The 23,747-nt window shown below is 65.1% G+C and carries 20 protein-coding genes and 2 pseudogenes; 9 read left to right on the forward strand and 13 right to left on the reverse strand.

What is annotated here, in order from left to right:
• Positions 1–23: 23 nt before the first annotated feature.
• From hmpA to DK389_RS02045, 3 genes are all read right to left on the reverse strand, one after another.
• Positions 24–1,265, reverse strand: coding sequence for an NO-inducible flavohemoprotein (gene hmpA, locus DK389_RS02035; RefSeq protein ID WP_109887190.1), 1,242 nt, complete (start codon positions 1,263–1,265; stop codon positions 24–26).
• Positions 1,266–1,573: 308 nt separating this feature from the next.
• Positions 1,574–1,768: a hypothetical protein gene (locus tag DK389_RS02040; protein WP_109887192.1), complete on the reverse strand. Its 195-nt coding sequence runs from the start codon at positions 1,766–1,768 to the stop codon at positions 1,574–1,576.
• A 77-nt stretch (positions 1,769–1,845) separates the two neighbouring features.
• Entirely contained in the window at positions 1,846–2,319 is a 474-nt protein-coding gene (locus tag DK389_RS02045) for an Rrf2 family transcriptional regulator (RefSeq protein ID WP_109887194.1), read from the reverse strand.
• A 249-nt stretch (positions 2,320–2,568) separates the two neighbouring features.
• Here DK389_RS02045 and DK389_RS02050 point away from each other — a divergent pair.
• From DK389_RS02050 to DK389_RS02065, 4 genes and pseudogenes are all read left to right on the forward strand, one after another.
• Positions 2,569–3,707, forward strand: a pseudogene (locus tag DK389_RS02050) (HPP family protein).
• Between the two features lie 85 nt (positions 3,708–3,792).
• On the forward strand, positions 3,793–4,116 hold the full coding sequence (locus tag DK389_RS02055) for a hypothetical protein (RefSeq protein ID WP_162560445.1): 324 nt from the start codon (positions 3,793–3,795) through the stop codon (positions 4,114–4,116).
• Between the two features lie 75 nt (positions 4,117–4,191).
• Positions 4,192–5,469, forward strand: a complete 1,278-nt coding sequence (frc, locus tag DK389_RS02060) for a formyl-CoA transferase (protein WP_109887198.1) — start codon at positions 4,192–4,194, stop codon at positions 5,467–5,469.
• A 130-nt stretch (positions 5,470–5,599) separates the two neighbouring features.
• Positions 5,600–7,789, forward strand: coding sequence for an acetate--CoA ligase family protein (locus DK389_RS02065; protein ID WP_418292000.1), 2,190 nt, complete (start codon positions 5,600–5,602; stop codon positions 7,787–7,789).
• A gap of 221 nt (positions 7,790–8,010) precedes the next feature.
• Here the strand turns inward: DK389_RS02065 and DK389_RS33735 are convergent.
• From DK389_RS33735 to DK389_RS02110, 10 genes and pseudogenes are all read right to left on the reverse strand, one after another.
• A pseudogene (locus DK389_RS33735) lies at positions 8,011–8,145 on the reverse strand (IS3 family transposase); the annotation flags it as partial.
• 200 nt (positions 8,146–8,345) lie between these two features.
• Entirely contained in the window at positions 8,346–10,505 is a 2,160-nt protein-coding gene (locus tag DK389_RS02075; protein ID WP_109887203.1) for an amylo-alpha-1,6-glucosidase, read from the reverse strand.
• Between the two features lie 88 nt (positions 10,506–10,593).
• A complete protein-coding gene (locus DK389_RS02080; RefSeq protein WP_418292001.1) occupies positions 10,594–11,625 on the reverse strand; it encodes an SDR family oxidoreductase in 1,032 nt (343 codons plus the stop codon).
• Between the two features lie 96 nt (positions 11,626–11,721).
• On the reverse strand, positions 11,722–12,624 hold the full coding sequence (locus DK389_RS02085) for an SMP-30/gluconolactonase/LRE family protein (protein ID WP_109887207.1): 903 nt from the start codon (positions 12,622–12,624) through the stop codon (positions 11,722–11,724).
• A gap of 73 nt (positions 12,625–12,697) precedes the next feature.
• Complete coding sequence (locus DK389_RS31915; protein ID WP_162560389.1) at positions 12,698–12,841, reverse strand: hypothetical protein; 144 nt, start codon at positions 12,839–12,841, stop codon at positions 12,698–12,700.
• Positions 12,829–14,571 carry a GMC family oxidoreductase gene (locus tag DK389_RS02090; protein ID WP_109887209.1) on the reverse strand — a complete coding sequence of 581 codons (1,743 nt, stop codon included), beginning with the start codon at positions 14,569–14,571 and terminating at the stop codon, positions 12,829–12,831. Before DK389_RS02090 ends, DK389_RS31915 begins: the two co-directional genes overlap by 13 nt.
• Before the next feature lie 16 nt (positions 14,572–14,587).
• Positions 14,588–15,301, reverse strand: a complete 714-nt coding sequence (locus tag DK389_RS02095) for a gluconate 2-dehydrogenase subunit 3 family protein (RefSeq protein WP_109887211.1) — start codon at positions 15,299–15,301, stop codon at positions 14,588–14,590.
• Positions 15,294–16,184, reverse strand: coding sequence for a hypothetical protein (locus DK389_RS02100; RefSeq protein ID WP_236960533.1), 891 nt, complete (start codon positions 16,182–16,184; stop codon positions 15,294–15,296). The genes DK389_RS02095 and DK389_RS02100 overlap by 8 nt, the downstream gene beginning before the upstream one ends.
• 133 nt (positions 16,185–16,317) lie before the next feature.
• Positions 16,318–17,412, reverse strand: a complete 1,095-nt coding sequence (locus tag DK389_RS02105; RefSeq protein WP_109887213.1) for an enolase C-terminal domain-like protein — start codon at positions 17,410–17,412, stop codon at positions 16,318–16,320.
• A gap of 33 nt (positions 17,413–17,445) precedes the next feature.
• Positions 17,446–19,236 (reverse strand): thiamine pyrophosphate-requiring protein, encoded by a 1,791-nt coding sequence (locus tag DK389_RS02110; RefSeq protein WP_109887215.1) that lies wholly within the window; start codon positions 19,234–19,236, stop codon positions 17,446–17,448.
• Positions 19,237–19,722: 486 nt separating this feature from the next.
• On the opposite strand from DK389_RS02110, the gene DK389_RS02115 reads away from it, so the two are divergent.
• From DK389_RS02115 to DK389_RS02140, 5 genes are all read left to right on the forward strand, one after another.
• Positions 19,723–20,481 (forward strand): Crp/Fnr family transcriptional regulator, encoded by a 759-nt coding sequence (locus tag DK389_RS02115; RefSeq protein ID WP_109887217.1) that lies wholly within the window; start codon positions 19,723–19,725, stop codon positions 20,479–20,481.
• A gap of 68 nt (positions 20,482–20,549) precedes the next feature.
• Positions 20,550–20,819 (forward strand): hypothetical protein, encoded by a 270-nt coding sequence (locus DK389_RS02120; protein ID WP_109887219.1) that lies wholly within the window; start codon positions 20,550–20,552, stop codon positions 20,817–20,819.
• 175 nt (positions 20,820–20,994) lie between these two features.
• Complete coding sequence (locus DK389_RS02125; protein WP_109887221.1) at positions 20,995–21,675, forward strand: RNA polymerase sigma factor; 681 nt, start codon at positions 20,995–20,997, stop codon at positions 21,673–21,675.
• Positions 21,676–21,755: 80 nt separating this feature from the next.
• Complete coding sequence (locus DK389_RS02130; protein WP_109887222.1) at positions 21,756–22,277, forward strand: DUF4142 domain-containing protein; 522 nt, start codon at positions 21,756–21,758, stop codon at positions 22,275–22,277.
• A 370-nt stretch (positions 22,278–22,647) separates the two neighbouring features.
• Positions 22,648–23,637 carry a catalase family peroxidase gene (locus DK389_RS02140; RefSeq protein WP_109887224.1) on the forward strand — a complete coding sequence of 330 codons (990 nt, stop codon included), beginning with the start codon at positions 22,648–22,650 and terminating at the stop codon, positions 23,635–23,637.
• The last annotated feature ends 110 nt before the right edge of the window (positions 23,638–23,747 follow it).

Genomic DNA, 23,747 nt, shown 5'->3' on the forward strand with positions numbered 1-23,747 from the left:
GCAGGAGAGCGGCGCCGTCGGACCTAGGCGGCTTGCCGCTGCTCCTCTAGCAGGTCGTCGGCAGGACCGAAGAACTCGAAGCGGATGCGCACTGCCGGAATACCCTGGCGCTGTAGCCCGTTCACCAGGGCACGCAGGAAGGGCTTCGGCCCGCAGAGATAGTAGGTGGCTGCATCGTGAGGCGTCTGCCGCACGAGCCAGTCCGCGCTGATCAGGCCGGCTGCGTCGTAGTGCTCACCCGGCCGGTCCTGCGCCTCCGGCTCGGCATAGAAGGTGCGCAGACGGAGGTTTTCGTTGCCAGCGGTCAGAGCCTTGGCATGGTCGCGCATTGCATGCACACGGCCGTTCAGGGCACCGTGCACGTACCATGTCGGGCGCTCTGGCGCTGCTGCCGCAATCGTCTCCAGCATGCTCATCATGGGCGTCAGGCCGACGCCGCCGCTGACCAGCACGACGGGATCATGCGATTCCTGATCGAGGAAGAAGTCGCCGGCCGGTGGCGCCGCGCGTAGCACCGTTCCGGGCTGGGCATGATCATGCAGCCAGTTCGAGACGATGCCGGCGGGCTCATCCGCCTTGCCCTCGCGCTTGACGGTGATGCGGTAAGCGCGGTCGTTCGGCGCGCAGGAGATCGAGTAGTTTCGCTTGAGGACGCCGTGCCCCGGCAGGTCCAAGAGGAAGCCGAGATACTGGCCCGGCTCGTGGCGCAGGACCGGGCGGCCGTCTTCGGGCATGAGGACGAAGGAGCGGATCGTCTCGCTCTCCTGCCGGACGCTCTCCACCACGAAGTCGCGCCAGCCGTTCCAGCCGCCGGGCTTGGCGGCGAGGTCGCGGTAGATCGCGGCCTCGCGCCCGATCAGCAGCTCGGCCAGGAACCAGTACGCCTCGCCCCAGGCGGCGCAGATCTCGGCCGTGGCAGCCGTCCCGAGCACGTCCTGGATCGCGCCGAGGAGCGCGTCGGCCACGTGCGGGTAGTGCTCAGGCAGGATGTTGAGCGCGACGTGCTTCTGCGCGATCCGCTCGACGGCACCGCCCAGCACCCCGAGATTGTCGATGTTGCGGGCGTAGGCCAGCACGGCCTGGGCGAGCGCCTTCGGCTGCGAGCCGGTCTCGCCGTGATGCGACTGGTTGAAGAGGTCGCGGATCTCGGCGTTCTCGAACAGGCGCTCGTACATGCGCCGGGTGATGTCGAGGCCGTGCGCCTCCAGAGCGGGGACGGTCGCCTTGACGAGGGCGATGGTGGGGGCGGACAACGGGGTCGGCATGGGCGGCTCTCAAAGGTGCATCGAACGCACGTCTTTTATGGTTTGGCCGGAAAAGGTGCAACAGGAATGTACCTTAAGGGCTATTCCGGAGTTGACATGTGTCTGACCCGCTACCGGCTCCGCGCTGCGCAGGGCTCCACGTTGCGCACGCGGGAGAAAACAGGCTGCTCGATAAATGTTTTGTCAGCGTCGACGCGCTAGCTTGAGGTTGCTCCAAGGTAGGTAAGCACCAGGAGGATACCAATCCACGGTGAGAACCTATCGAAGAGCGGTAATTTGTTTATGCACCTTGCTAGATCATAGAGGAGTCAGCTCAGCAGCAGGAACAACAGGCTGATCAGTATTCCTTTATGCTGAAAGGCAAGCGTGAGAGCCGGCAAGAACGCGGTCATGCCTACGGTCACGCTGACCTTGTCCCATACGCCTGCTATCCGGTCGCCAGCAACCGCAGCCATGAAACTGAAGAAACCGAGAATGGAGGCCGCCATCAGGAGTATGACCACAACGGCACTCCGACCCGTTTTTCATCTAACGCGTGCCTGGAGCATGTTCAGGCAGGCACGATGAAGTCGGCCCCCGTTTACCTTCCAAGCTCCACCGCCGGGTCACTCGGCATCGGAACTGTAAGTCCGAGCAGCGCCGCGATCTCAGCGCCCGCATCGTCGGCCAGCAGGTCAGCCAGCGTGTAGCGGTCGAGCACGGCCAAGAATGCGGCGAGAGCCTCGCCGAACACGCGGCGGAGCCGGCAGGGTGCTGTGATGGCGCAGCCGCCACCTGCGAAGCACTCCACCAACGCCAGATCCTCCTCGGTCTGTCGAACGACAGCACCCACGGTGATCTCCGACGGCGGTTGTCCAAGCCGGATGCCACCGCCCCGTCCTCGCGTTGTTCGGATCAACCCAAGGCGCCCGAGCTGATGCACAACCTTCACGAGGTGGCTCTCCGAAATGCCGTAGGCACGCGCGATCTCGGCAATCGAGCTCTGCCGTGGCTCATGGGAGGCCACGTAGATCAACGTGCGCAGGGCATAGTCGGTGAAGAGGGTCAGGCGCATGGTGCCTCGCTTCTAGGCATATTGCATACCAGAGTTGCAAAACCCGCGTTTGAGCGGTACAAGGTTTATCAGCAATCTACCTTTGTGGGCCGCTGATGCCAACCTTGCGCGTTCCTGACACCGACCTTTAGTTCAGTGTTCCCGGCGGCAGGCATGCCATGTCCGAAGCATCGGTCGCCTAGCTACGAGCCGGATTGCCCATCCGGTTAATCGATAAAGTCCTTCTTCAGCACTGAGGCGAGCTCTCGTATGCCCGAGTCCACCGGCCCTTCACGGCACGGCGAACCCGCTCCTGGGTTCCGTTTTTTTAGGCCGATCCTGGCGGGTGCGACCCTACGAGAGCGACTCATCGCCTGCCTGGGAGCCCTGGCCGGCATCACGCTTACGGGGTTGATCTGCGGCTGGTTCTTCGGCGAGGGCCCGCACATCCCGCTGATTGTCGCGCCCATGGGTGCCTCGGCGGTCCTGCTGTTCGCCGTACCGGCAAGTCCGCTCGCCCAGCCCTGGCCGATCATCGGCGGCAACACGATCTCGGCGTTCATGGGCGTCTTTGCCGCCCATATGATCTCGGATCCCATCATCGCCATCGGTGTCGGCGTCTCGCTGGCGATCGCGGCGATGTCGTTCACCCGCTCGCTCCATCCGCCCGGGGCGCGGCGGCACTGACGGCACTCATCGGCGGACCGGCCGTGACCTCGGCGGGCTACTGGTTCCCGCTGTTCCCGGTCTGCCTCAACTCGGTGATCTTGGTCGCGCTCGGCATCGCGTTCCACAAGATCTCACGCCGCAAATACCCGCACATTCCTGTCGCGGCGCCAGCGAATACGCATGGCACGGCTGACGTGCCCGCATCGATCCGCGTTGGATTCAAGCCGGAAGATGTGGACGCCGCTCTGGTCGCGCTCGACGAGACGCTGGACATCGACCGCTCCGACCTCGACCGGCTCCTGCGGCAGGTCGAGTTGAACGCCCTCGCCCGTGCGCAGGGCGATCTCACCTGTGGCGAGGTCATGTCGCGCGATGTGGTGACCATTGGGTCGGACAGCAGCGCTGCACAGGCCCGCGAGCTTCTTCTAGCGCACAACATCCGGACGCTGCCCGTCGTCGATGTGGCTGGCCAGCTGGTGGGTACGGTGGGCTTGCGGGAACTGGCGCTGCGAGAGGCCAGCGGCCTCGCTGAGGCAATGTCAGAGGCCAGGACGGCAGCGCTCGAGGACCCGGCCGTCGGCTTGGTCCCGACGCTGACCGACGGCCGCACGCACGCGATCGTCGTCACGGCCGCGGACCAGACGGTTCTCGGCATCATCACGCAAACGGATCTTTTGGCGACGCTGGCCCGCTCTGCTTCGGCGAAGGCCTTCGGGCTTCCGACGAAAATAGCGGCGTGAGATTGGCCGCTCACAGGTCTGAGGTCTGAGCAAGGGGTCAACCGCTACGAGCTCAGGCACGTAGAAAGCTTCGAGGGAGCCAAAGATGGGCACCATCGATCGCACAACACAAGGCGGCGCTCACGGTGAGCTCGGCGGAGTAATTCGCAACGAGGGTTCGCCGCCGCTGACCCATGCACATCGCGTGCTCGCCCAGTTCCAGAAGCTCGCTCCCGAAATGCGCTCGCGCCGGTGGGCGATTACCCTGGCTCGGACCGAAGGCGGGCTGTCATTCTATGGTGCCGGCGTAACGTTCTTCGTATTCGAAGACCTTTCCACACTGTTCCTTCACGATGAAGGGCCTTGCTTTGGTGGCATGCAGAAGGGGAACTTCTTCGAGCATCCCTATGGCGAGCGTGTTTATCTCTGAGATTATTCCGAATAGCATTTTCAGTGGAGTGTTCGAGCGTATCATTCTCTGATCATTGCAACCAGGGAGTATCCCATGAGCAAGGCTCTCGAAGGCGTGAAGATCCTCGATTTCACGCACGTGCAATCCGGCCCCACCTGCACGCAGCTCCTGGCATGGTTCGGCGCTGACGTGATCAAGGTCGAGCGGCCCGGCGCCGGCGACGCGACCCGCCAGCAGCTCCAGGATATCCCGGACGTGGACAGCCTCTATTTCACGATGCTGAACCACAACAAGCGGTCGATCACCCTGGATTCGAAGAACCCCAAGGGCAAGGAGGTGCTCTGGCGCCTCGTGAAGGAGTGCGACGTCCTCGTCGAGAACTTCGCCCCCGGCGCGCTCGCCCGCATGGGCCTGACCTGGGAAAAGATCCAGGAGGTGAATCCGCGCATGATCCTCGCCTCGGTGAAGGGGTTCGGCCCCGGGCGCTACGAGGATTGCAAGGTCTACGAGAACGTCGCCCAGTGCGCCGGCGGCTCGGCCTCGACCACCGGCTTCCGCGACGGGCTGCCGATGGTGACGGGCGCGCAGATCGGCGATTCGGGCACCGGCCTGCACCTCGCGCTCGGCATCGTCACCGCCCTCTACCACCGGACGCATTCGGGCGTCGGCCAGCGGGTCGACTGCGCCATGCAGGACGGCGTGCTCAACCTTTGCCGCGTGAAGTTGCGCGACCAGCAGCGTCTCGGCCACGGCCCCCTCAAGGAGTACAGCCAGTTCGGCGAGGGCGTCCCGTTCGGTGACGCGGTGCCGCGCGCGGGCAACGATTCCGGCGGTGGCCAGCCCGGCCGTATCCTGAAGTGCAAGGGCCACGAGAACGACCCGAACGCCTACCTGTACTTCATCACCCAGGCGGCGGTCTGGGAGCCGATCTGCGACATCATCGGCGAGCCCGGCTGGAAGACGGATCCGGCCTACGCCACGCCGAAGGCCCGCCTGCCGCACCTCAACGAGATCTTCACGCGCATCGAAGCCTGGACGATGACGAAGACCAAGTTCGAGGCGATGGACATCCTCAACAAGTACGATATCCCCTGCGGGCCCATCCTGTCGATGAAGGAGATCGCCGAGGACGAGGCGCTCCGCAAGACGGGCACCATCGTCGAGGTCGATCACCCGACCCGCGGCAAGTACCTGACCGTCGGCAACCCCATCAAGCTGTCGGCAAGCCCCGCCGACGTTACCCGCGCGCCGCTGCTCGGAGAGCACACGGACGAGATCCTGCGCGACGTCCTGAAGTACACGGACGAAGAGATCGTGGAGATCGGCGGCTCCGGAGCCATCAAAGCGCCTACTCGGGCTGCTGCCGAGTAGAGCGTTTAGAATGAGGCGCGAATAATTCCCGTGCCGAAAGCAACCCTACGTTACGCCATAACAGGCTGACTTTGCAGAAATTGTATTAATCTGAGCTGCAATCAGACCGAGCGTCGACAACCCGGCGCTGATGAAGATCAGGAGGAACGACGATGACCCGTTCGGCCCTCGGAACTCAGTTCAACAGACTCGTGCGAATAGCAAGGTGCAGGTTCAGCAGGTCCTCGATCGCGTCAAGGCTGATGGTCGCGACTCGCTGACCGCTCCTGAGGGGCGGCTGGTCTGTGACGCCTATGGCGTCCCGGTGCCCAAAGAAGCCGTTGCAACATCGGCCCAAGACGCCGTGCAGAAGGCCGAGAGCATGGGCTTCCCGGTCGTCCTCAAGATCGTCTCTCCAGACATCCTGCACAAGACAGAAGCTGGTGGCGTCATCGTAGGTGTCTCGTCTGGCCAAGCTGTAGCTGACGGCTACGAACAGATCTTAGCCAACGCCAAGAGCTACAAGGCCGATGCCCGCATCGACGGCGTCCAGGTCCAGCAGATGCTGAAGGGGGGCACCGAGGTCATCATCGGCGCGGTTACTGATGGCTCCTTCGGCAAGCTTGTCGCATTCGGGCTTGGCGGCGTGCTGGTGGAGGTGCTGAAGGACATCACCTTCCGGCTCGCTCCTGCCAATCGCGAGGACGCGCTCTCAATGCTCGACGGCATTCAGGCCGCCGAGATGCTGAAGGGCGTGCGCGGATCGGAGCCGGTCGATCGGGAGGCACTGGCCGACATCATCGCCAAGGTCTCGCAGCTCGTCACCGACTTCCCAGAGATCTCGGAGCTCGACCTCAACCCAGTCTTCGCTACGGCGCGTGATGCAACGGCTGCGGACGTGCGCATCGTGGTGGATTTCAACGCGAAGCCTGCTTCGCAGACGCGATCGCAGGAGGAGATCGTCGCGGGCATGAACCGCATCATGCGCCCCGACACGGTGGCGGTGATTGGCGCCTCGGCCGAAGAGGGCAAGATCGGCAACTCCGTGATGAAGAACCTCATCAACGGCGGCTACAAGGGCACGATCCACCCGATCCACCCGAAGGCCGACACCATCCTGGGTCTGAAGACCTATCGGTCGGTCAAAGACGTCCCGGGTCCCGTAGACGTCGCCGTGTTCGCGATCCCTGCCCAGTTCGTGGCAGCGGCGCTCACGGAATGCGGCGAGAAGGGTGTGGCGGGAGCGGTCCTGATCCCGTCCGGCTTTGCCGAGACTGGGAACGACGCGGGTCAGCTGGAACTGCAGGAGATCGGACGGCGCTACAACATCCGCCTGATGGGGCCAAACATCTACGGCTTCTACTACATGGCCAAGAACCTGTGCGCGACGTTCTGCACACCCTTTGACGTGCAGGGTCAGGCTGCCCTGTCCTCTCAGTCGGGCGGCATCGGCATGGCCATCATCGGCTTCTCGCGCTCGACCAAGATGGGCGTCTCGGCCATCGTCGGCCTCGGCAACAAGTCCGATATCGACGAGGACGATCTGCTGGCGTTCTTCGAGCAGGACGACTCGACCAAGGTCATCGCCCAACACTGCGAGGACCTGAAGGACGGGCGCAGCTTCGCTGAAGCCGCGCGGCGCGTCTCGAAGAAGAAGCCTGTCATCGTGCTAAAGGCCGGCCGCACCTCGGCGGGCGCGAAGGCGGCGAGCTCCCACACGGGCGCGCTCGCCGGCAACGACAGGATCTACGAGGATGTGTTCAAGCAGTGCGGGGTGATCCGCGCGCGCTCGCTCCGCCAGCTTCTTGAGTTCGCCCGCGGCGTGCCAATCCTGCCGACCCCGAAGGGCGAGAACGTGGTCATTATCACGGGCGCCGGTGGCTCCGGTGTGCTGCTCTCCGATTCCGTCGTCGACAACGGCCTTTCGCTGATGGCCATGCCCGACGATCTCGATGCGGCCTTCCGCAAGTTCATCCCGCCCTTCGGTGCGGCGGGCAATCCTGTCGACATCACGGGCGGCGAGCCACCTGTCACCTACCAGAACACCATCCGGCTCGGGCTGGAGGACGAGCGGATCCACGCGCTCATCCTGGGCTACTGGCACACCATCATCACACCCCCGATGGTGTTCGCGAGGAATGTGGTGGAAGTTCGCGACGAGATGCGCGCGAAGGGCTTCGAGAAGCCGATCGTTGCCTCGCTCGCGGGCGACGTGGAAGTCGAGGAGGCCTCACAGTACCTCTACGACCACGGCATCCCGGCCTATGCCTACTCGACGGAGCTGCCTGTCGAGGTGCTCGGTGCGAAGTATCGGTGGGCACGCGGCGCAGGTCTCCTCTAACCAAATCGGCTCCAGTCTCCTCGAGGCCCAACTCACCCGCCGGCGTAATCTCTTGTCAGGGCATGAGGGCGGCCGGACAATCGGGCTACGTCACCGGTTGTCGGCCGGAGCCGCCGGCAAAGCGGCAAGGATCGCGGAAAGCCGGACGGCAGCGCTTGGACCGTGAGAACGTTGCTGCCCTCCGATACGCCGCGGCAACGGAGGGTTGGACTTGCGTCGCTTTAGTGGAGAGCGGTTTGGTGGGCCGTGCGCTTCTCAAACCGGGTGGGGCTGGTGAAGCCGAGCGCTGAATGGCGCCGGCGGGGATTGTAGAACCCATCGATGTAGCGGGCCAGAGCCTCGACGGCCTCGGCGCGTCGGCTGCGCCCGCTCGTCTGCGCAAGGCGAACCGCCTCGGCGCGAAACTCCGGCGTGAACGTCTGCTTGCGGTCTGGCATCGGAGACCTCCTCCTTCACGGGAAGAGCTCTCCACTTTCTCGAAGCAAGTCCAGGAGCAGCTTGCTTCGAGGCTGGGAATCGCTCCCACTGCCTTCCGCAACAATGCCTGATGGCGCGTTCAGAGGTGCTCGACCGCGGTGCCGAAGCGCTGCCGCACCAGATTCACCCCCGCGCCGCGCAGGATCCCGATCCAGGTCTCTCCGCCGTCGCGAAACACCCGCAGATCAACCATCTGCTTCCCGACGCTGAAATCCACCAACGTGAGCGCCGGTAGCCAGTCCGGCAGGTGCGGGTCAGCCAGGATCGTCGAGCATCTAGTGTCGACCCGGATGCCCAGAAGAGCATGCAGTAGGCTGAACACCGAGCCCGCCGCCCAAGCCTGGGGGACGTTCGCTCCGAGATACTGCACTGGGAAAGGCGAGTCGGACCGGCTCGTTCCGGCGAACACCTCCGGCAGACGATGCAGCATGAAGCGATCGGCCGCCGCGATCAGGCCGGCCGCGATGCGGGCCGCCTCGGTGCGGAAGCCGTACTGGGCCAGCCCAATCGCGATCAGGCCGTTGTCATGCGGCCAGACTGCGCCGAGCTGGTAGTCGTGCGGGTTGTAGGCTGGATGATCCGCCGACAGCGTGCGCACGCCCCAGCCGCTGAACATGTCCTCGGCCATCAGCCGCCGCGCCACGGCCTCGGCCCGCTCGGGTGGCACGATCCCCGACCACAGCAGGTGACCGGGGTTCGAGCAGACGCTCATCACCCGCCGCTTCTTGGAGTCGAGGCACAAGGCATAGAACTGTGCGCTCTCATCCCAGAACACGGCGTTGAAGTGCCGGTGGAGATCGCGCGCCTTGTCCCTGAGCGCACGTGCCTGATCGGGCCGATCGAGTGCGTCGTAGATTTCGGCCATACGGCGCCAAGCGTCGTAGACGTAGCCCTGCAATTCGCACAGCGCCTTCGGCGCGGGCACATCGTCGCCGTTCTCGTCAAGGACAGCGTTTCCTGCGTCCTTCCAGCCCTGGTTCTCGGCCCCGTCCGGCGCGCGGCGCTGGTACTCCTGGAAGCCGTCCCCGTCCATGTCGCCGTAGTCGTCGATCCAGGCGAGGCAGCGCTCGGCCGCAGTGAGGTGGCGCTCGATCAAGTCGCGGTCGCCCGTGAACTGCCAGGCGTGGTGCAACAGGATGAGGTAGAGCGGTGTGGCGTCGGCGGTGCCGTAGTAGGGCCAGTACGGGTTCAGGTGCAGGGTGGCCATCTCGCCGTGACGCAGCTCGTGGGGGATCTTGCCCGGCTGCATGTCGCGTGTGTCGTCGGTCTCGCCGGCCTGGTAGCGAGCTAACATCTCCAGCGCGCCTCGAGCGAAGTCCGGGTAGATCGGCACGGTCTGGATCGCGCTGATCAGGCTGTCGCGTCCGAACAGGGCGGCAAACCACGGGATGCCGGCGGCTGGCACGAAGGTCTTGAAGTCCGTGCTCTCGAACGGAAGGCGCAGGGCGGAGAGGTCGTCGAAGGACTGGTCGTAGAGTTGCTGTAAACCGGCATGGGGCGTGCGCAGGCGCGTGGCCCCATCGCGCCAGTCGCGCAGGGCAGCAGCCGGCCTGGACTGCTCGCGCTCGGCGAAGGTGACGCTTGGCCCGTCGAGCGTGCCGTCACCGTCGATCCAACGATAGGCGAGGTCGGTGCTCCAGGACTGCTGAGGATCGAGTTCGACCAGAAAGCGTAGCGCGCCGTCCCGCAGGACCGGCCTGGGCGCGCCGTCCGCCGGACCGACCGAGAGCCCGCGACGAAAGCTGCCGTTGGTGTGGACCGACGCGAGGCAGCGCTCCTCGGGAGACCAATGGGTGAAGGTCTCGCCACGCGCGACGATGCGGTGGGACTTCACGTCGAAGATGTCGGCGAAGTCGCAGGACAAGTGCACGGCGAGGGAGAGACGCACGCGGATACGGTTGTGGTTACACAGCTTGAGTGTCTCGCGCATGCCGCCCTGGTCGAGCAGGCGCGAGAGGGCGAGGCTGACGCTGCCGGCGGGCACTTCGCCGTCGTCTTTGGGCAAGGCCGGGTTCACCAGCACGATCTGGGCTGCGAAGTGGTCGGTGGCGGCGGAATTGAGCACCTGCCAAGGCCGATCATCGACCGTCACGGTCCAGGCGCTGACGAGGCGGGTGTCCCGGAAAAACAGGCCGCGTTCGCTCGGTTGATGGATCTGGCCATCAACCTCAGTGATGAGCACGCTCTCGCCTACGTTGATAGTGAGCTGAGCCGGACCGACGCCGATCTCGTAGGCCATGCACGCGCCTCTCCGCGATGCCCAGTGACACCGGAGTGCAGCTGCGTGCTTCCGGCGTGATCCAAACGCACAGCCCAAGGCTCAGCCGTCAGCGGTCGCTGAGCCGCCGGCGCGCATGAGCACTTCCGCTTGCCTCTGCCGCGAGCAGAGTTGCTCCCGCCACTGCCCCGAGGACGAGCGCGAGGCCGATCTTGAGCCAGCGCGGGTTGGCGGCGGCAACGGCGTCGCGTGAGCGCCCATCGAAGCGGCCATGTGCGCCGGGATCGGTATCGACTGCCCCGTAGAGGTTGTCCGGGCGATCGCGATCGGCCGGCACACTCGTCATCTCGCCTCTGTACCCCTGCCGTGCGAGGTATCGGTCGATCCAGCCTGGGACTATTGCATTGCCTAGGATCGCCTTCCAGGCAGAAGCGCCGATCCAGAGCTCACGCGGCGCGTCTTGCGCTGCCGCGTAAACGTGTCGAGCAATTGCCTCCGGCTGGTAGATCGGCGGCACCGGTTCAAGCTCGCGCGGCAGCCGTGAGCGCGCCCAGTCGAACTGCGGCGTGTTGACGGCGGGCAGCTGCACCATGGTGAGCCGCACCCGACTGCCGTCGTGGAGAAGCTCGCTCCTCAGAGAATCGACGAAGCCCCGCACCGCGGCCTTTGCCGCGCAGTAGCTCGCCTGCAGCGGGATCGACCGGTAAACCAGCGCCGATCCCACATGCACGATGGTGCCGCGATCCGCTGGGACCATGTGCTTCAGGGCTGCCAGCGTGCCGTGAACCTGGCCGAGATAGGTGACGGCGGTCGCCTGCCGGAACTCCTCGGGGCTCGTTTCCTGCACCGGCGCGTAGATGGTCACCATGGCGTTGTTGACCCAGACGTCGAGGCTACCGAATGCGGCGGTAATCTCGTCGGCAGACCGCATCAGCGCATCGGCATCCGCCACATCGGCCTGAATAGCGAGTGCTCGCCCTCCCATCCGCCTGATCTGTGTGACCGTACTGTCGAGGCCTTTGCGACCGCGCGCGATGACGCCAACACTCCAGCCGTGGCGAGCAAACTCGACCGCCACGGCTCGGCCAACGCCGGCCGTTCCCCCAGTTACTACAACTGTGCGGTTTGCGTTGTTCGGCATAGCCATTCCCGAGCACTGGCATTTTACAAAATCTGCACATGAACTTGGAGGGGCATACCGCTAGACCGCCCTGGTGAGCCGCTCATTCGCATCTCGTCAGATGGGCGAATGCAGTGGAGCCTCTCCGAACAGTGGACGCGCCAAGCCTGGCACTCCTGGACGGCAGCGAAACAGACCGCCCTCATGCGGCTGCCCGGGCTGCCCATGGGTCGCGCTGGTCACATAAAGAGTCTCAAGGTCGTCTCCGCCGAACGCGACCATGGTTGGGTTCTGAACGGGTAGCAGCACCTCGCGGTCCAACCGGCCGTCCGGGGCGTAGCGGTGCAGGCGGCCGCCACGATGAATGGCACTCCAGTAGAAACCGTCCCGATCGACCGCACCACCATCCGGAACACCGACCTGATGAGGAATGGTCACAAGGTTTCGCCGAGCGCCAAGCCGGCCCTGCTCAGCATCAAAGGCGATCGCCTCGATCCGGCCGTCCTTCGTATGCGCCATGTAGAAGGTGCGCCCGTCCGGGCTCCAAGCGAAGCCGTTTGCTGTTAGCGCCACCTCGTCGTGCCGGACGAGACCGTCCGCGACGGTGAACGAGTAGATGTGCCCAGCCTCAGGCGATGCCTCGACGCCTGGTTCCGGCTCGAACATCGTTCCAAGCCAGAGCCGACCGGCGGGATCGCAGTCACTCTCGTTGAAGCGATGCGTCCTGGGATTGAATGGCGGCTCCGCCAAGTGGGTCAGGTTCCCGCGGGCGAAGCCGAGTGCGAACACGCCCGAGCGGAGAGCAAGGATCGCACCCGAGCCGTCTGCCTGCAGTCCGAAACCCCCGATCTCCGAGGGCAGCCTCCAGTGCTCGGTCTCACCGGAAGCCGTGTCGGTTCGATATAAGGCTGGAGCCTTTACATCGACCCAGTAGAGAGCTCCTTCGCGCGCCGCCCAGACCGGCGCCTCGCCAATGGTAGCTTGTGCATCCACGACAAGCTCAATATTCGGATCCAACATGGCGCGCTCTCCGCAGTGTTTTCTCAAGTTTCACGCGATTAACTCAGGACTACATCTACCCTCTGCAAGAGCTTCACCGACTGTGCGATGGATGAGCAATCGTCCGCCCGGATTTGTTTGGACCTGCTGAGTGCCAGGCAGCCGATCCGTCATAGGCGACCAGTGCTGCGGTCTCGCCGTCGCCGATCAGGCCATAATCCTCGATCAGCTTGCCCATGCGAGGGCTCGCTTGGGCGAGGCCGACGCCGCGCCGGAGAGGTCTCCGCACGCGGCCAAAGCCTTGATCCGGTCAGCCGTGCGGCAGGCGATCGCCTGGATCGTCAGGGACGGGTTCACCCCGCCCACGGTCGGGAAGACCGAGCCGTCGCAGATCCAGAGGTTTGGGATATCCCAGGAGCGGCAATCGGCATTCACGACGGAGGTCCGCGGGTCGTCGCCCATGCGCGCCGTGCCGTTGAGGTGGCAGGTGTCGTTCTCCTGGTCCCAGATCTCGCGCCCGCCCGCCGCTTCCAGGGCTTGGCGCATGAACGCCAAAGCGTGCCGGTTCATCGCTCGGTCGTTGTCGCACCAGGAGTACGTCACACGTGCAATCGGCAGCCGGTACTGGTCCGTCTCCTCGGCAAGCGTGACGCGGTTGCGTGCCTGCGGCATGTACTCGGAGACGACCTTCAGCCCTGCTACGTGATTGTAGCGCTGCATCTCGGCGACAAGCGCCTCGCCCCACAGCCCACGGGCAGTCGCCTGCGTCTTGCCCCAAAGGGTCGGCAGCGGGCCCTGGCTCATGTAGCAGTAGCCGCCGGAGAAGTCCTTGCCGCGATCCTCGTAGTTCCAGTGCTCGGTGATCGCGAGCGAAGGCGGGCCCTTGTAGGAGCGGATCTCCTCGTCGAACACGCCCCAGACCGCCTGGTTGCCCTGCACCGTGAGGTAGCGGCCGACGAGGCCCGAGGAATTGGCGAGACCGTCCGGAAATTCGGAGCTGGCCGACATCAGCAGGAGGCGGGGCGTCTCGATGGCGTAGCCAGCCACCACGACGTTGCGCGCCCGCTGAAAGCGCCAGCGGCCCTCCCGGTGGTAGTGCACGCCGGTGGCGCGGCCGTGCTTCGTCTCGATCCGCCCGACCATAGCGAGGTCGCGGATCTCCGCGCCGGCTTTCAGGGCACGCGGCAGCCAGGTGTTGAGCACGCTCTGCTTGGCATTCGTGGAGCAGCCCAGCGTACAGAAGCCGCGGTAGACACAGGGCGGCGCGTCCCCCCGGGGCGCCGAGAGCGTCGCAATCGGGGTTGGCGTCCAGGCAATCCCTAACGCTTCAGCCCCGCGCGCCAGCACCTTTGCGGAGGCGCTCAGTTCATGAGCGCGGTAAGGGTAACGTGAGCGCTTTGGCCCCCACGGGTAGGTCACCGGGCCCGCAATCTTCAGGGTCTGCTCGACTTCCCCGTAGTAGTCCCACATCTCACGCCAATCGAGCGGCCAGTCGGCGCCGTAGCCGAGGAGGCTGCGCGCCTTGAACCAGTCCGGCCTGAAGCGCAGCGAGACCATGGCGAAATGCACGGTCGAGCCGCCCACTGACTTGCCGGAATTGTTCGAGCCCAACTGCAGCGGGTTCTCGCCGTCGACGATGCGCTCGTCCGTCCAGTAGAGCTTCGACTGATGCATCTCGTCGGAGGCAAAATCCTCCAGGGGGCGCCAGTACGGCCCAGCATCGAGCGCGGCCACCGTGAAACCGTGCTCGGCGAGCTTGGCCGCGAGGGTGCCGCCGCCCGCACCCGTGCCGACAATCACGAAGTCGACCTCATCGTCGTCGACGTACTGGCGCATCGGCACCCACGCGCCGATCCGCATCACGTTCGGAGCGCGACCATTGCCGGCGCGCGGAACCTGCCTCGGATCGTCGCCCGGCGTGCGTTCCTGCGGATTGTCGGCGGCGTTGCCGGTTCCCGGTAGTCTCATCCGCGTGCCTCTGATCTCACCAGCGGCTGACCCGCAGGTTGGCTCGACGAGCCTCTTCCTCGTGGCCAGGCTTGGCTTCGGCGGCCTCCCAAGGATCCCGGCGGCCGAAATCCATGCGCACGTAGCCGCGCGGGCTCGCGGGCCCGCCCCAGCCAATCTCGTTCCAAGCGGTGGGATGCGCGTAGTAGGCTTTCACCACGTCGGGCAGTACCCGCTGCTTGAAGAACAGGTCGCTCGCCATGTCCTCCCAGGCGGGATCCGTCAGCGCACCGGCCTCCGCGGCGCGCAAGAGCTTGTCCTGCGCCCAATCGCCGAGTTCGTGGAAGTGCGCGCCGAAGGCGCGCTGTGCCTCCGCGTCGAGGGCCTGCAGACCGCGCCGCCACGCTTCGCCCTGCTCGGGCAGACCGGCATAGCGGTAGCCGTCCCTCTCGCCCGCGTGCAGCTTGTGGTCGACGAGGGCGGCCACTGGGATCCAGCCGGGACGGCCGGGCGGTTGCGGCACGATGCGCTCGCAGATCGCCTTCAGCGTCGGCCATTCGTCGTCGGTGAAGAAGTGGTGCGTCTCTGGCCCGATGCTCAGCCGCTCCGCGATGACCTCGCGGGTCATCGCATTCCAGGAGGGGCCGTCGCGCTTCGAGAGGACATCGTAGCCGGGGTAGAGATCACGTCGCGGATCATTCTCCCGGGCTGTCTTCAGCGGATCAGATGCTGGGATGCGGTGCTCAGGCATGCTCGCGCCTCTCCAGAAGATCGAGGGCAGCCAGGCCGGCGAGCGCCAGGCCCGTGAAGGCGGGTGGCGCCGGGAGCGGAGGCCCGCTGAGCAGGTTCTGGCTCCAGTTGCGCCAACCGCCCATTTTGCGGCTGATCCCGTAGGTGTGAAAGCCGACGCCGCCCAGACCGAGCGCGGCCGTTGCCCAGAGCCAACCTCGTGTGAGTGGCCGACGTCCGCTCCCTCTCACTGCGGCCCAAGCCAGCAGCGCGCCCGCGAGAGGGGGAACGCTCACGGGAAGGAACATCGCAGGATTGTGGTAGGCGCCTCGGAAGTGCAGAAGCCCTGCCTCGCCGACAGTTCCGGCAAGGCCGAGGGCCGTCCCAGCCGCGAGCAGCGGTCCGGCCGGCAATCCAAGCAGAAGCGCATCCCTCGGATCGGCATCGCGCACGCGCTCGGCCGCGCCTCCGAGCACGCCGGCGAGCGTCAGGGCGAAGGGCGCACCGATGGGGGCTGCGTAGAACAGGTTCTCCCAGCGGTAGCCACCTTCGCGTTTGCCGACGTTGTAGGCGTGAAAGCCAAGCCCCACGACACCGGTCAGGCCAGCCAGCGCCTGCACGGCATGACGTACGCGCGAGGACCTCGCTCCAGCATCGCCGGCCCCGTGCAACGAGGAGGCGAGCACGGCGCTCGACACCAGGACAGGTGTGTACATCGCTCGGTTGAAGTACTGCCCCCGATAGTGCTCCAGACCGCTGTCGAGCAGCACTGAGGCGGCAAGCAGAGTTGAGCCATGATTGAGCCGCTGCGCAGCGTTCGTGTTGGCGACGTCCGACCTCGGGTGGAAGTGGCGCCTCGGGCCCGAGCCGCTGTGCTGAGGGCGGCCGGCAGCGAACCACGTCAACAAACCGACTCCCGCGGCAGCGAGTGCGAGGGTTGCAAGCGGGTGGACGTTGACCGAGGTCAGCCCGCGTTCTCTCACTCGGAGTTTGGCGCGCTCCCGATTGCCTCCTGCCTGCAGCTCATCCTGGCCCGCCTCAGGCAGCATAGCGCTCCGCATCCTTGTGCTTGAAGGTCAGGCCATGGCCAGGACAGCTCAGGTCGGGCTTTATCCGCCCGTTACACGGGACCGGTGCGCCCTCGAACAGCATCTGCTCGATGCGCACATGGTCGTGGAACCACTCGAGGTGCCGGAAGCGTGGGAGCGAGCAGGCGGCATGAAGATGAAGCGCCGGCGCACAGTGGCCGGAAAGGTCGATGTGGTGGGCGGCACAGAGTGTGCCGACAGCCAGGAAACCGGTGACGCCGCCGCAGCGGGTGATGTCGGCCTGCTGCACGTCGACGGCCCCGGACGCCAGCATGCAGCGAACGTCATCGAGATTATAGGCGTACTCGCCCGCCGCGATCTCCATTCCGGCTGGCGCCCGCTGACGCACGAAACGCAGGCCGTCAAGGTCGTCGCTGCTCACTGGCTCCTCAAACCAGCGCACCCCAAACTCCGCTGCGGCCTTAGCAAACTGCAGGGCGCGTTTTGGGGTCAGGGCGCCATTCGCGTCGATGAACAGGGCCGCCTCGCCAATGGCCGAGCGGGCTACCTTCATGCGCGCTGGGTCACGGGCTGGATCGCTGCCGACCTTCATCTTCACGGCCGTGCAGCCGTCGCGGTCGACCCAGCCTCCGAGTTGCTCCCGCAGCTGCGCGTCAGAGTAACTCGTGAAGCCCCCGCTGCCGTAGATCGGAGTGGCAGACCGCGTCGCGCCGAGAAGGCGCACCAGCGGCAGATCGAGGAGCCGCGCCTTCAGATCCCAGAGCGCCACATCGAGCGCGGAGATCGCGGTCGCGGCCAGACCGGCGCGTCCGATGTTGCGCACCTGCCGCCAGAGCTTTGCGTTGAGGCTTGGAATGTCGAAGGCATTGCCGCCCTCGAGCAGTGGCCCCAGCGTCTCGTTGATGAGACTGGCGTCACTTACGTGAGAGTAGGTGTAGCCGAGGCCTGAGCAGTTCGCGGCCTCGACTATGACCACCACCAGGGTGGTGTTCTGCCACGAGAAGGTGCCGTCGGCCCCGGGGGCGTCGGTCGGGATCGTATAGGCCCGTGCCCTGATCGCCGCGATCTGTGCGTCTGGCGGCATCGCCAAGCCTCTCACGCAATCACCTGGCGTCCCTCACTTGTGGCCCCCGGGCAGCACGGAGGCGAGCACCTGACGTGCCGTGTCGGCGAGGAGATGACTCTCCTTCGGGTCGCCCTTCCAGAGCATCGCCATGAAATCCTTGGCCTGCTCGAAGGTGATGTGCGGCGGCAGCGGCGGCACCTCGGGATCGGTCTTCACCTCCAGCACCACCGGGCGGTCGCTGGCCAGCGCCTCATCCCAGGCGGCCGCCATCCGCTCCGGATCGTCCACGTAGATGCCCCGGAGGCCGATCAGCTCGGCGAACTTGTGGTAGGGCACGTTGGGGATGACTTGAGTCGCCTCGAACTTCGGGTCGCCCTCCTGTACGCGCTGCTCCCAGGTGACTTGGTTCAAATCCTCGTTGTTGAACACGCAGCAGATCCAGGTCTTGTTGGACCAGCGCTGCCAGTATTTCTTGACCGTAATCAGCTCGGCCATATTGTTCATCTGCATGGCGCCGTCGCCCACGAGCGCGATCACCGGCCGGTCGGGATGGGCGAACTTGGCGGCGATCGCGTAGGGCACGGCTGCCCCCATCGAGGCGAGCCCGCCCGAGAGCGAGCACATCATGCCGCGCCGGATCTTCAGGTCGCGGGCGTACCAGTTGGCGCACGAGCCGGAATCGGAGGTGATGATCGCTCCCTCGGGCAGGCGCGGCGAGAGCTCCCAGGCGACGCGCTGCGGGTTCACCGGATTGGCCTTGGCCAGGGCGCGGTTCTCCGCATCCTTCCACCAGTCAGCGACCCCCTGCTCAATGGTCTTGCGCCAGGAGGTGTCGGACTTCTGCTCCAAGAGCGGCAGGAGCGCCCGCAGCGTCTCGGCGGCGTCGCCCATGAGCGGCACCTCCATGGGATAGCGGATCGAGAGCATCCCGGGCTTGATGTCGATCTGCACCCCCCGTGCCTGGCCGGGTTTTGGCAGGAACTCGGAATAGGGGAAGCCTGAGCCGATCATCAGGAGCGTGTCGCACTCCATCATGAGGTCCCAGCTCGGCTTGGTGCCGAGTAGCCCGATCGAGCCGGTGACCCAGGGCAAATCATCCGGCAGGGCGGCCTTGCCGAGCAGCGCCTTGGCGCAACCCGCCTGCAGCTTGTTGGCGACCGCGATGACCTCGTCCGTAGCGTGGAGCGCGCCGGCTCCGACCAGGATCGCGACCTTACTGCCGGCATTAAGTACATCGGCGGCGCGCCGCAGGTCAGCGTCGAAGGGCACCATCTTGGGATCGGTGTAGCCGACACCCGACTGCAGGGTTCCATGTTTGCGCGGCGGCTCCTCGTAGGGCACGTCCTGCAGGTCGTTTGGGAAAATGAGGGCGGTCACGGCCCGCTCGCCTTTGGCGATGCGGATGGCGCGATCCACCAAATGGCGTGTCTGAGCAGGTGCGCTGGCCTGCTGGACGAAGGCGCCGGCCACATCCTTGAACATGGATTGCAGGTCGAGTTCCTGCTGGTAATGCCCGCCGACGGCAGTGCGTGCCTGCTGACCCGTGATTGCGAGCACCGGCATGTGATCGAGCCGCGCATCATAGAGGCCTGTGATCAGGTGGCTGGCTCCAGGGCCAGAGGTGGCCATGCAGACGCCGAGTTCTCCTGTAAACTTGGCGTAGGCGGAGGCCATGAAGGCGGCCATCTCCTCGTGGCGCACCTGGACGAACTCGATCGGTTCTTCAGTGCGATTAAGGGCTCCGAGGAGGCCGTTGATGCCATCGCCCGGGTAGCCGAACACGATCCGTACTCCCCATTCCGACAGCCGCTTCCAGAAGAAATCACCGACGGTGTCAGCCATGGGAGGATCCTTCCTTGTCATCAAAGGAGGCTAACCAGCTGCACAGGCATTCGCGTCATAGCGAAGCTCAGGCGGCCGACATGGGTCAACGGAATGCTTGAATCGTGTGTTCCGAGGATGGGATGCACAGGCCGCATGGCAGTTGTGTCTGCCTTCGCTGGCAGATTTACTTGGCTTGGCCGCTGGATTAAGTCGCCGGGCTGGACCCGCAGCCGTGGTATTGAGCGCCGGCTGCGTCCTCACATCTGACCCACACGCCACCATCGCGTTTTCTCGGCAACGCCTCGGGGCGGATCAACAAACCACAGCGTAGCCGAGCATCCCCTCGTGAGCTGCAGGCGAGGCATCCGGAATACTTCACGCCAATAGAAAAGCTTTTCGAAGCATGTCGATCTTGCAACCCTGAGTTGCGTTAAAGTACGCACAAAGCAGCCCGCGATCGAAGAGAATATAACCCAATGAGGTTGCATCAGAGGCAATATAGTTGTGGCGTATGCCTTCCTGCGGAAGCTCGAACGCGCGGGTCCGCTGACCGATGAGGAACGGATTGAGCTGCAGAACCTGACGCTCAATCCCCGGCCGGTGTCGGCTCGTCAGGATATCGTCACGGGTGACGCTGTCGATCGCGTCCCCCTCATCCTGAGCGGCTTTGCCTGCCGCTACAAGGTGCTCCAAGCCGGCAATCGCCGGCTCGTCTCCTTCGCTCTGCCGGGGGACCTCTGCTCGATGCACGACGCCGGCACGTTCGGACGCGATCTGCGCCTTGGCGCGCTCACGTCCTGCTCGGTCGTTGACATTCCCCGCTCCAGACTGATGGAGTTGATCAGCACCTATCCGGGCATCAGCCGCGCACTCTGGTGGGTCACCCTGCGCGAGCTGAGCCGGGCTCGCGAGTGGATCGTCAACGACACGCGTCCGGCCGAGAAGCGTCTGGCGCACCTTCTCTGCGAGTTGCTGACCTGCCTACAGCTGATCGATCTCGCCAATGAGAACAGCTTCAAGTTTCCTGTGTCCCAGAGCGACGTGGCCGATGCGCTCGGCATCTCGCCGGTTCACGTGAACCGCGTCCTGCGGGCGCTGCGTACGAGCGGGCTCGCCACTTGGAGCAACCAGCGGATCACGATCCTGGATGTTCAGGGGCTGAAAGCGTTCGGCGAGTTCGACCCGGGCTACCTCTGCTTTGAGGGCTGCGGAGCGGACATGCCCATGCCCAGCACGCAACGGCCTTTGGCCTGCGCGTCATGAAACTTGCTTCAGGCTAATGCGGTTACGAGGTACGAGCTTGGCGGTAAGCCTCTCGCACGGGGGAGTGGATGGTCAACATCACGCTGCAACAGGTGGTGATCGGAACGCAGTCGCCGGATGCCGAGGGGCGTCTCGCATATGCGGACGGCAAGCTTGTGGCTGTGCTGGTGCGTCTCAGCGACGAGTTGCACGCCGCAGACGGGCTGGCCGGGCAGTGGTGTGTTGAGGCTGGCTTTGGCGCCTGCGATGTTGGCGTGCTGTCGGTTCAGTTCCCCGGCCTTGAGGCTGCGCGGAATTGGATCGCCGAGCGGGTCTCGATGACGTCGCTGGCTGCATGACACCATAGCGCCCAATCCGCGAGGGCTTCGCAGGTTGGGCGTTATGGAGCCAGTGAAGTAGCAGGATCAGCTTCTTTGGTCGGCTGCCTTCACTTCGCCGGGCCGGCTCCTGGCTCGGGAACGTTTCGGCAGCGGCTGCATCTACCGCCTGTTTGCAGCAGCAGGCAGTCGCGCCATGACCGAGCGCACCCATCATCAGCCCCCGGCCGACGAGATCGAACTCCTCGAACAAGCACGCTGCCACGATCCTTCGGCCATCCGGCTGATCCTCCAGCAACATAACCGCCGCCTGTACCGGATCGCGCGCAGCATCGTCCGGAATGACAGCGAGGCGGAGGACGTGCTGCAAGAGGCCTACGTGCGAGCCTTCACCCGCCTGAATACCTTCCGGGGCGAGGCGCGCTTCAGCACCTGGCTGACCCGCATCGTCATCAACGAAGCACTCGGCCGCCTCCGGCACCAGCGCTCAAGCTTAGGTCTCAGTTCCAGCCCGGCGCACAGGACCAGCGCCGAGATCATCCCGTTTCCGCACCCCAGCGTTCCGCTCGACCCGGAAGCTCTCATGGCACAACACCAGATCCGCGCTCTGCTCGAGCAGGCCATCGACCGGCTGCCAGACGGGTTCCGCTCGGTGCTCATCGCGCGCCTGGTCGAAGGCCTGAGCACCGAGGAAACCGCGGAGCTGCTCGGCCTCAGGCTGGAGACCGTCAAGACCCGCCTCCACCGGGCCCGGCAGCTGCTGAGGCGCGACTTGGAGGAGCAGATCGGTCCGGTGCTGACGGACGCCTTCCCGTTTGCTGGCTCTCGCTGCAGGCGCCTGACCGACGCGGTGTTGGAGCGGCTCGGCCTCGCGTAAGTGGCGGGAACCTTTTTACGCATCTCGCATCCAAGTGCGCTCAGAAGGGCATCTTCTGAGCGCAGTGATGGAGAGACGCGATGCTCATGAGAGGAACTGCCGCTTTAGCCGCGTTGGTGATGAGCACCATCACAGCTGGCGCACAAGGCACCAAGCCGAACGACGCGCAGATCGCCCACATCGCCTACACGGCCGGGCAGATCGACATCAAGGCTGCCGAACTTGCGCTGCAGAAGTCCCAGAACAAGGAGGTGCGCTCCTTCGCCGAGGACATGGTGCGCGACCACAAGGCTGTGAACGACAAGGCTCTCGCGTTGGTCAAGAAGCTCAACGTTACCCCGCAGGACAATGACACCAGCAAGGGGCTGGTGAAGCAAGCCGACGAGAAGGAAGCGTCGCTGAGAAAGCTCAACGGTGCCGCCTTCGACAAGGCCTATGCCGAGAACGAGGTCGGCTTCCACAAGACCGTCAACGGAGCCCTTGAGAGCACGTTGATCCCATCGGCGAGCAATCCTGAGCTGAAGGACCTGCTGCGCACAGGGCTCAAGATATTCCAGGGGCACGAGCAGCATGCCGAGCATGTCGTGCAGGCGCTGAGGTGAGGTGGTTGTGCAGGGGGCGGCCACTTCGCCTGGCTTGGCTTCTCGGTTTAGCGGCCTGCCCCATTTCCTCAGCGGTGGCGGAGACGATCCAGATCCGAGTTAAGGATCTCGGGTTTGTTCCAGCGCAGGTTTCTGCCCGCGTGGGTGACACTGTCGAGTGGGTCAGCCGCGACTTCGTCGCGCATACGGCCACAGAACGCGACGGGAGGTGGGATGTAGCCATCCCAGCAGAAGGGAAGGGCCGCATCACCCTCACGCGAGCAGGCGCGGTGGCGTACTATTGTCGGTATCATCCGGGCATGATCGGCAGCATCTCGATCACTGCGCCACCTTAGGCATAATGAGAACCAAAGGCGCTGGGAGGACCCTCATGCGGCAGACAAAAATCGGGCTCGCCTTCGTGGCGAGCCTCCTGGCTCTGACGACCGGCATCCCCGCCTTCGCCGAGGAGCCCTCGACCGCCGAGCAGACCATCGACGCGATGAACAAGCTGTTCGGCAAGCATCCGGGCTTGCGGGCCAACCACGCCAAGGGCGTCGTGGCGGAAGGGAGCTTCACGCCCTCGCCCGAGGCCGCCAAGATCAGCAAGGCATCTCTGTTCCAGGGCCCGCCCGTACCCGTGACGATCCGCTTCTCGGATGCGACGGGCGTGCCCACCATCGCGGACGGGGCCGCCAACGCGAACCCGCACGGCATGGCCCTGAAGTGCAAGCTCGCCGACGGCTCGGAGATGGACGTCGTCGTGAACGCGCTGAAGTTCTTCCCCGTCGCCACGGGCGAGGAGTTCCGCGACCTTCTGAGAGCGGCCGCTGAGAGCGGTCCGGATGCTGCCCATCCGACGGCGCTGGAGCGCTTCGCCGCCAGCCACCCGGCTGCCGCCACAGCCGGCAAGACCGCCAAGACCCCGTCGAGCTTCGCCCGCCAGACCTACAACGGCGTCAACGCCTTCATCTTCGTGGACAAGGATGGCAAGCGTCAGCCGTTCCGCTACCGCTTTGTACCGGCAGAGGGCGAGGAGATCCTCACGCCTGAGGAGGCGGCCAAGCGCGGACCGAACTATCTCATGGACGAGATCGGTCCGCGCCTCGCGCGTGAGCCCGCGAGGTTCCGAGTGCTGGCACAGCTTGCAGAGCCGGGCGACCCGACGAACGATGCCACCAAGCCCTGGCCGGACGACCGCCGCACGGTTGATCTCGGCACCCTGACGGTGACGAAGGCTGTGGCCGACAGCGCGAACGCCGAGAAGGCACTGCTGTTCATGCCGAACGCGCTGACCGACGGAATCGAGGTCTCCGACGATCCGCTGATCGATGCCCGCGTCCAGGCCTACGCGGTCTCATTCAGCCGTCGCTCGCAGTGAGGTGAGGCGCCTGAGCGAACCGCGAACTGGGTGACGAGGCCGGCAGGTTCACGCGTCGCTTAGCGGGTCGTACCAGGGGCAGGAGCGGTCGGGCTGCTGCCATGAGATGT

It is taken from the genome of Methylobacterium durans (assembly GCF_003173715.1).
GTDB classification, from domain to species: Bacteria; Pseudomonadota; Alphaproteobacteria; order Rhizobiales; family Beijerinckiaceae; genus Methylobacterium; species Methylobacterium durans.

What these genes read in the sequence shown, in the direction of transcription:
- hmpA (WP_109887190.1), bottom strand. Translation starts at nt 1,265, where the DNA reads ATGCCGACCCCGTTGTCCGCCCCCACCATCGCCCTCGTCAAGGCGACC.
- DK389_RS02045 (WP_109887194.1), bottom strand. Translation starts at nt 2,319, where the DNA reads ATGCGCCTGACCCTCTTCACCGACTATGCCCTGCGCACGTTGATCTAC.
- DK389_RS02055 (WP_162560445.1), top strand. Translation starts at nt 3,793, where the DNA reads ATGGGCACCATCGATCGCACAACACAAGGCGGCGCTCACGGTGAGCTC.
- frc (WP_109887198.1), top strand. Translation starts at nt 4,192, where the DNA reads ATGAGCAAGGCTCTCGAAGGCGTGAAGATCCTCGATTTCACGCACGTG.
- DK389_RS02065 (WP_418292000.1), top strand. Translation starts at nt 5,600, where the DNA reads ATGAAGATCAGGAGGAACGACGATGACCCGTTCGGCCCTCGGAACTCA.
- DK389_RS02075 (WP_109887203.1), bottom strand. Translation starts at nt 10,505, where the DNA reads ATGGCCTACGAGATCGGCGTCGGTCCGGCTCAGCTCACTATCAACGTA.
- DK389_RS02080 (WP_418292001.1), bottom strand. Translation starts at nt 11,625, where the DNA reads ATGCCGAACAACGCAAACCGCACAGTTGTAGTAACTGGGGGAACGGCC.
- DK389_RS02085 (WP_109887207.1), bottom strand. Translation starts at nt 12,624, where the DNA reads ATGTTGGATCCGAATATTGAGCTTGTCGTGGATGCACAAGCTACCATT.
- DK389_RS31915 (WP_162560389.1), bottom strand. Translation starts at nt 12,841, where the DNA reads ATGGGCAAGCTGATCGAGGATTATGGCCTGATCGGCGACGGCGAGACC.
- DK389_RS02090 (WP_109887209.1), bottom strand. Translation starts at nt 14,571, where the DNA reads ATGAGACTACCGGGAACCGGCAACGCCGCCGACAATCCGCAGGAACGC.
- DK389_RS02095 (WP_109887211.1), bottom strand. Translation starts at nt 15,301, where the DNA reads ATGCCTGAGCACCGCATCCCAGCATCTGATCCGCTGAAGACAGCCCGG.
- DK389_RS02105 (WP_109887213.1), bottom strand. Translation starts at nt 17,412, where the DNA reads ATGCCGCCAGACGCACAGATCGCGGCGATCAGGGCACGGGCCTATACG.
- DK389_RS02110 (WP_109887215.1), bottom strand. Translation starts at nt 19,236, where the DNA reads ATGGCTGACACCGTCGGTGATTTCTTCTGGAAGCGGCTGTCGGAATGG.
- DK389_RS02120 (WP_109887219.1), top strand. Translation starts at nt 20,550, where the DNA reads ATGGTCAACATCACGCTGCAACAGGTGGTGATCGGAACGCAGTCGCCG.
- DK389_RS02125 (WP_109887221.1), top strand. Translation starts at nt 20,995, where the DNA reads ATGACCGAGCGCACCCATCATCAGCCCCCGGCCGACGAGATCGAACTC.
- DK389_RS02130 (WP_109887222.1), top strand. Translation starts at nt 21,756, where the DNA reads ATGCTCATGAGAGGAACTGCCGCTTTAGCCGCGTTGGTGATGAGCACC.
- DK389_RS02140 (WP_109887224.1), top strand. Translation starts at nt 22,648, where the DNA reads ATGCGGCAGACAAAAATCGGGCTCGCCTTCGTGGCGAGCCTCCTGGCT.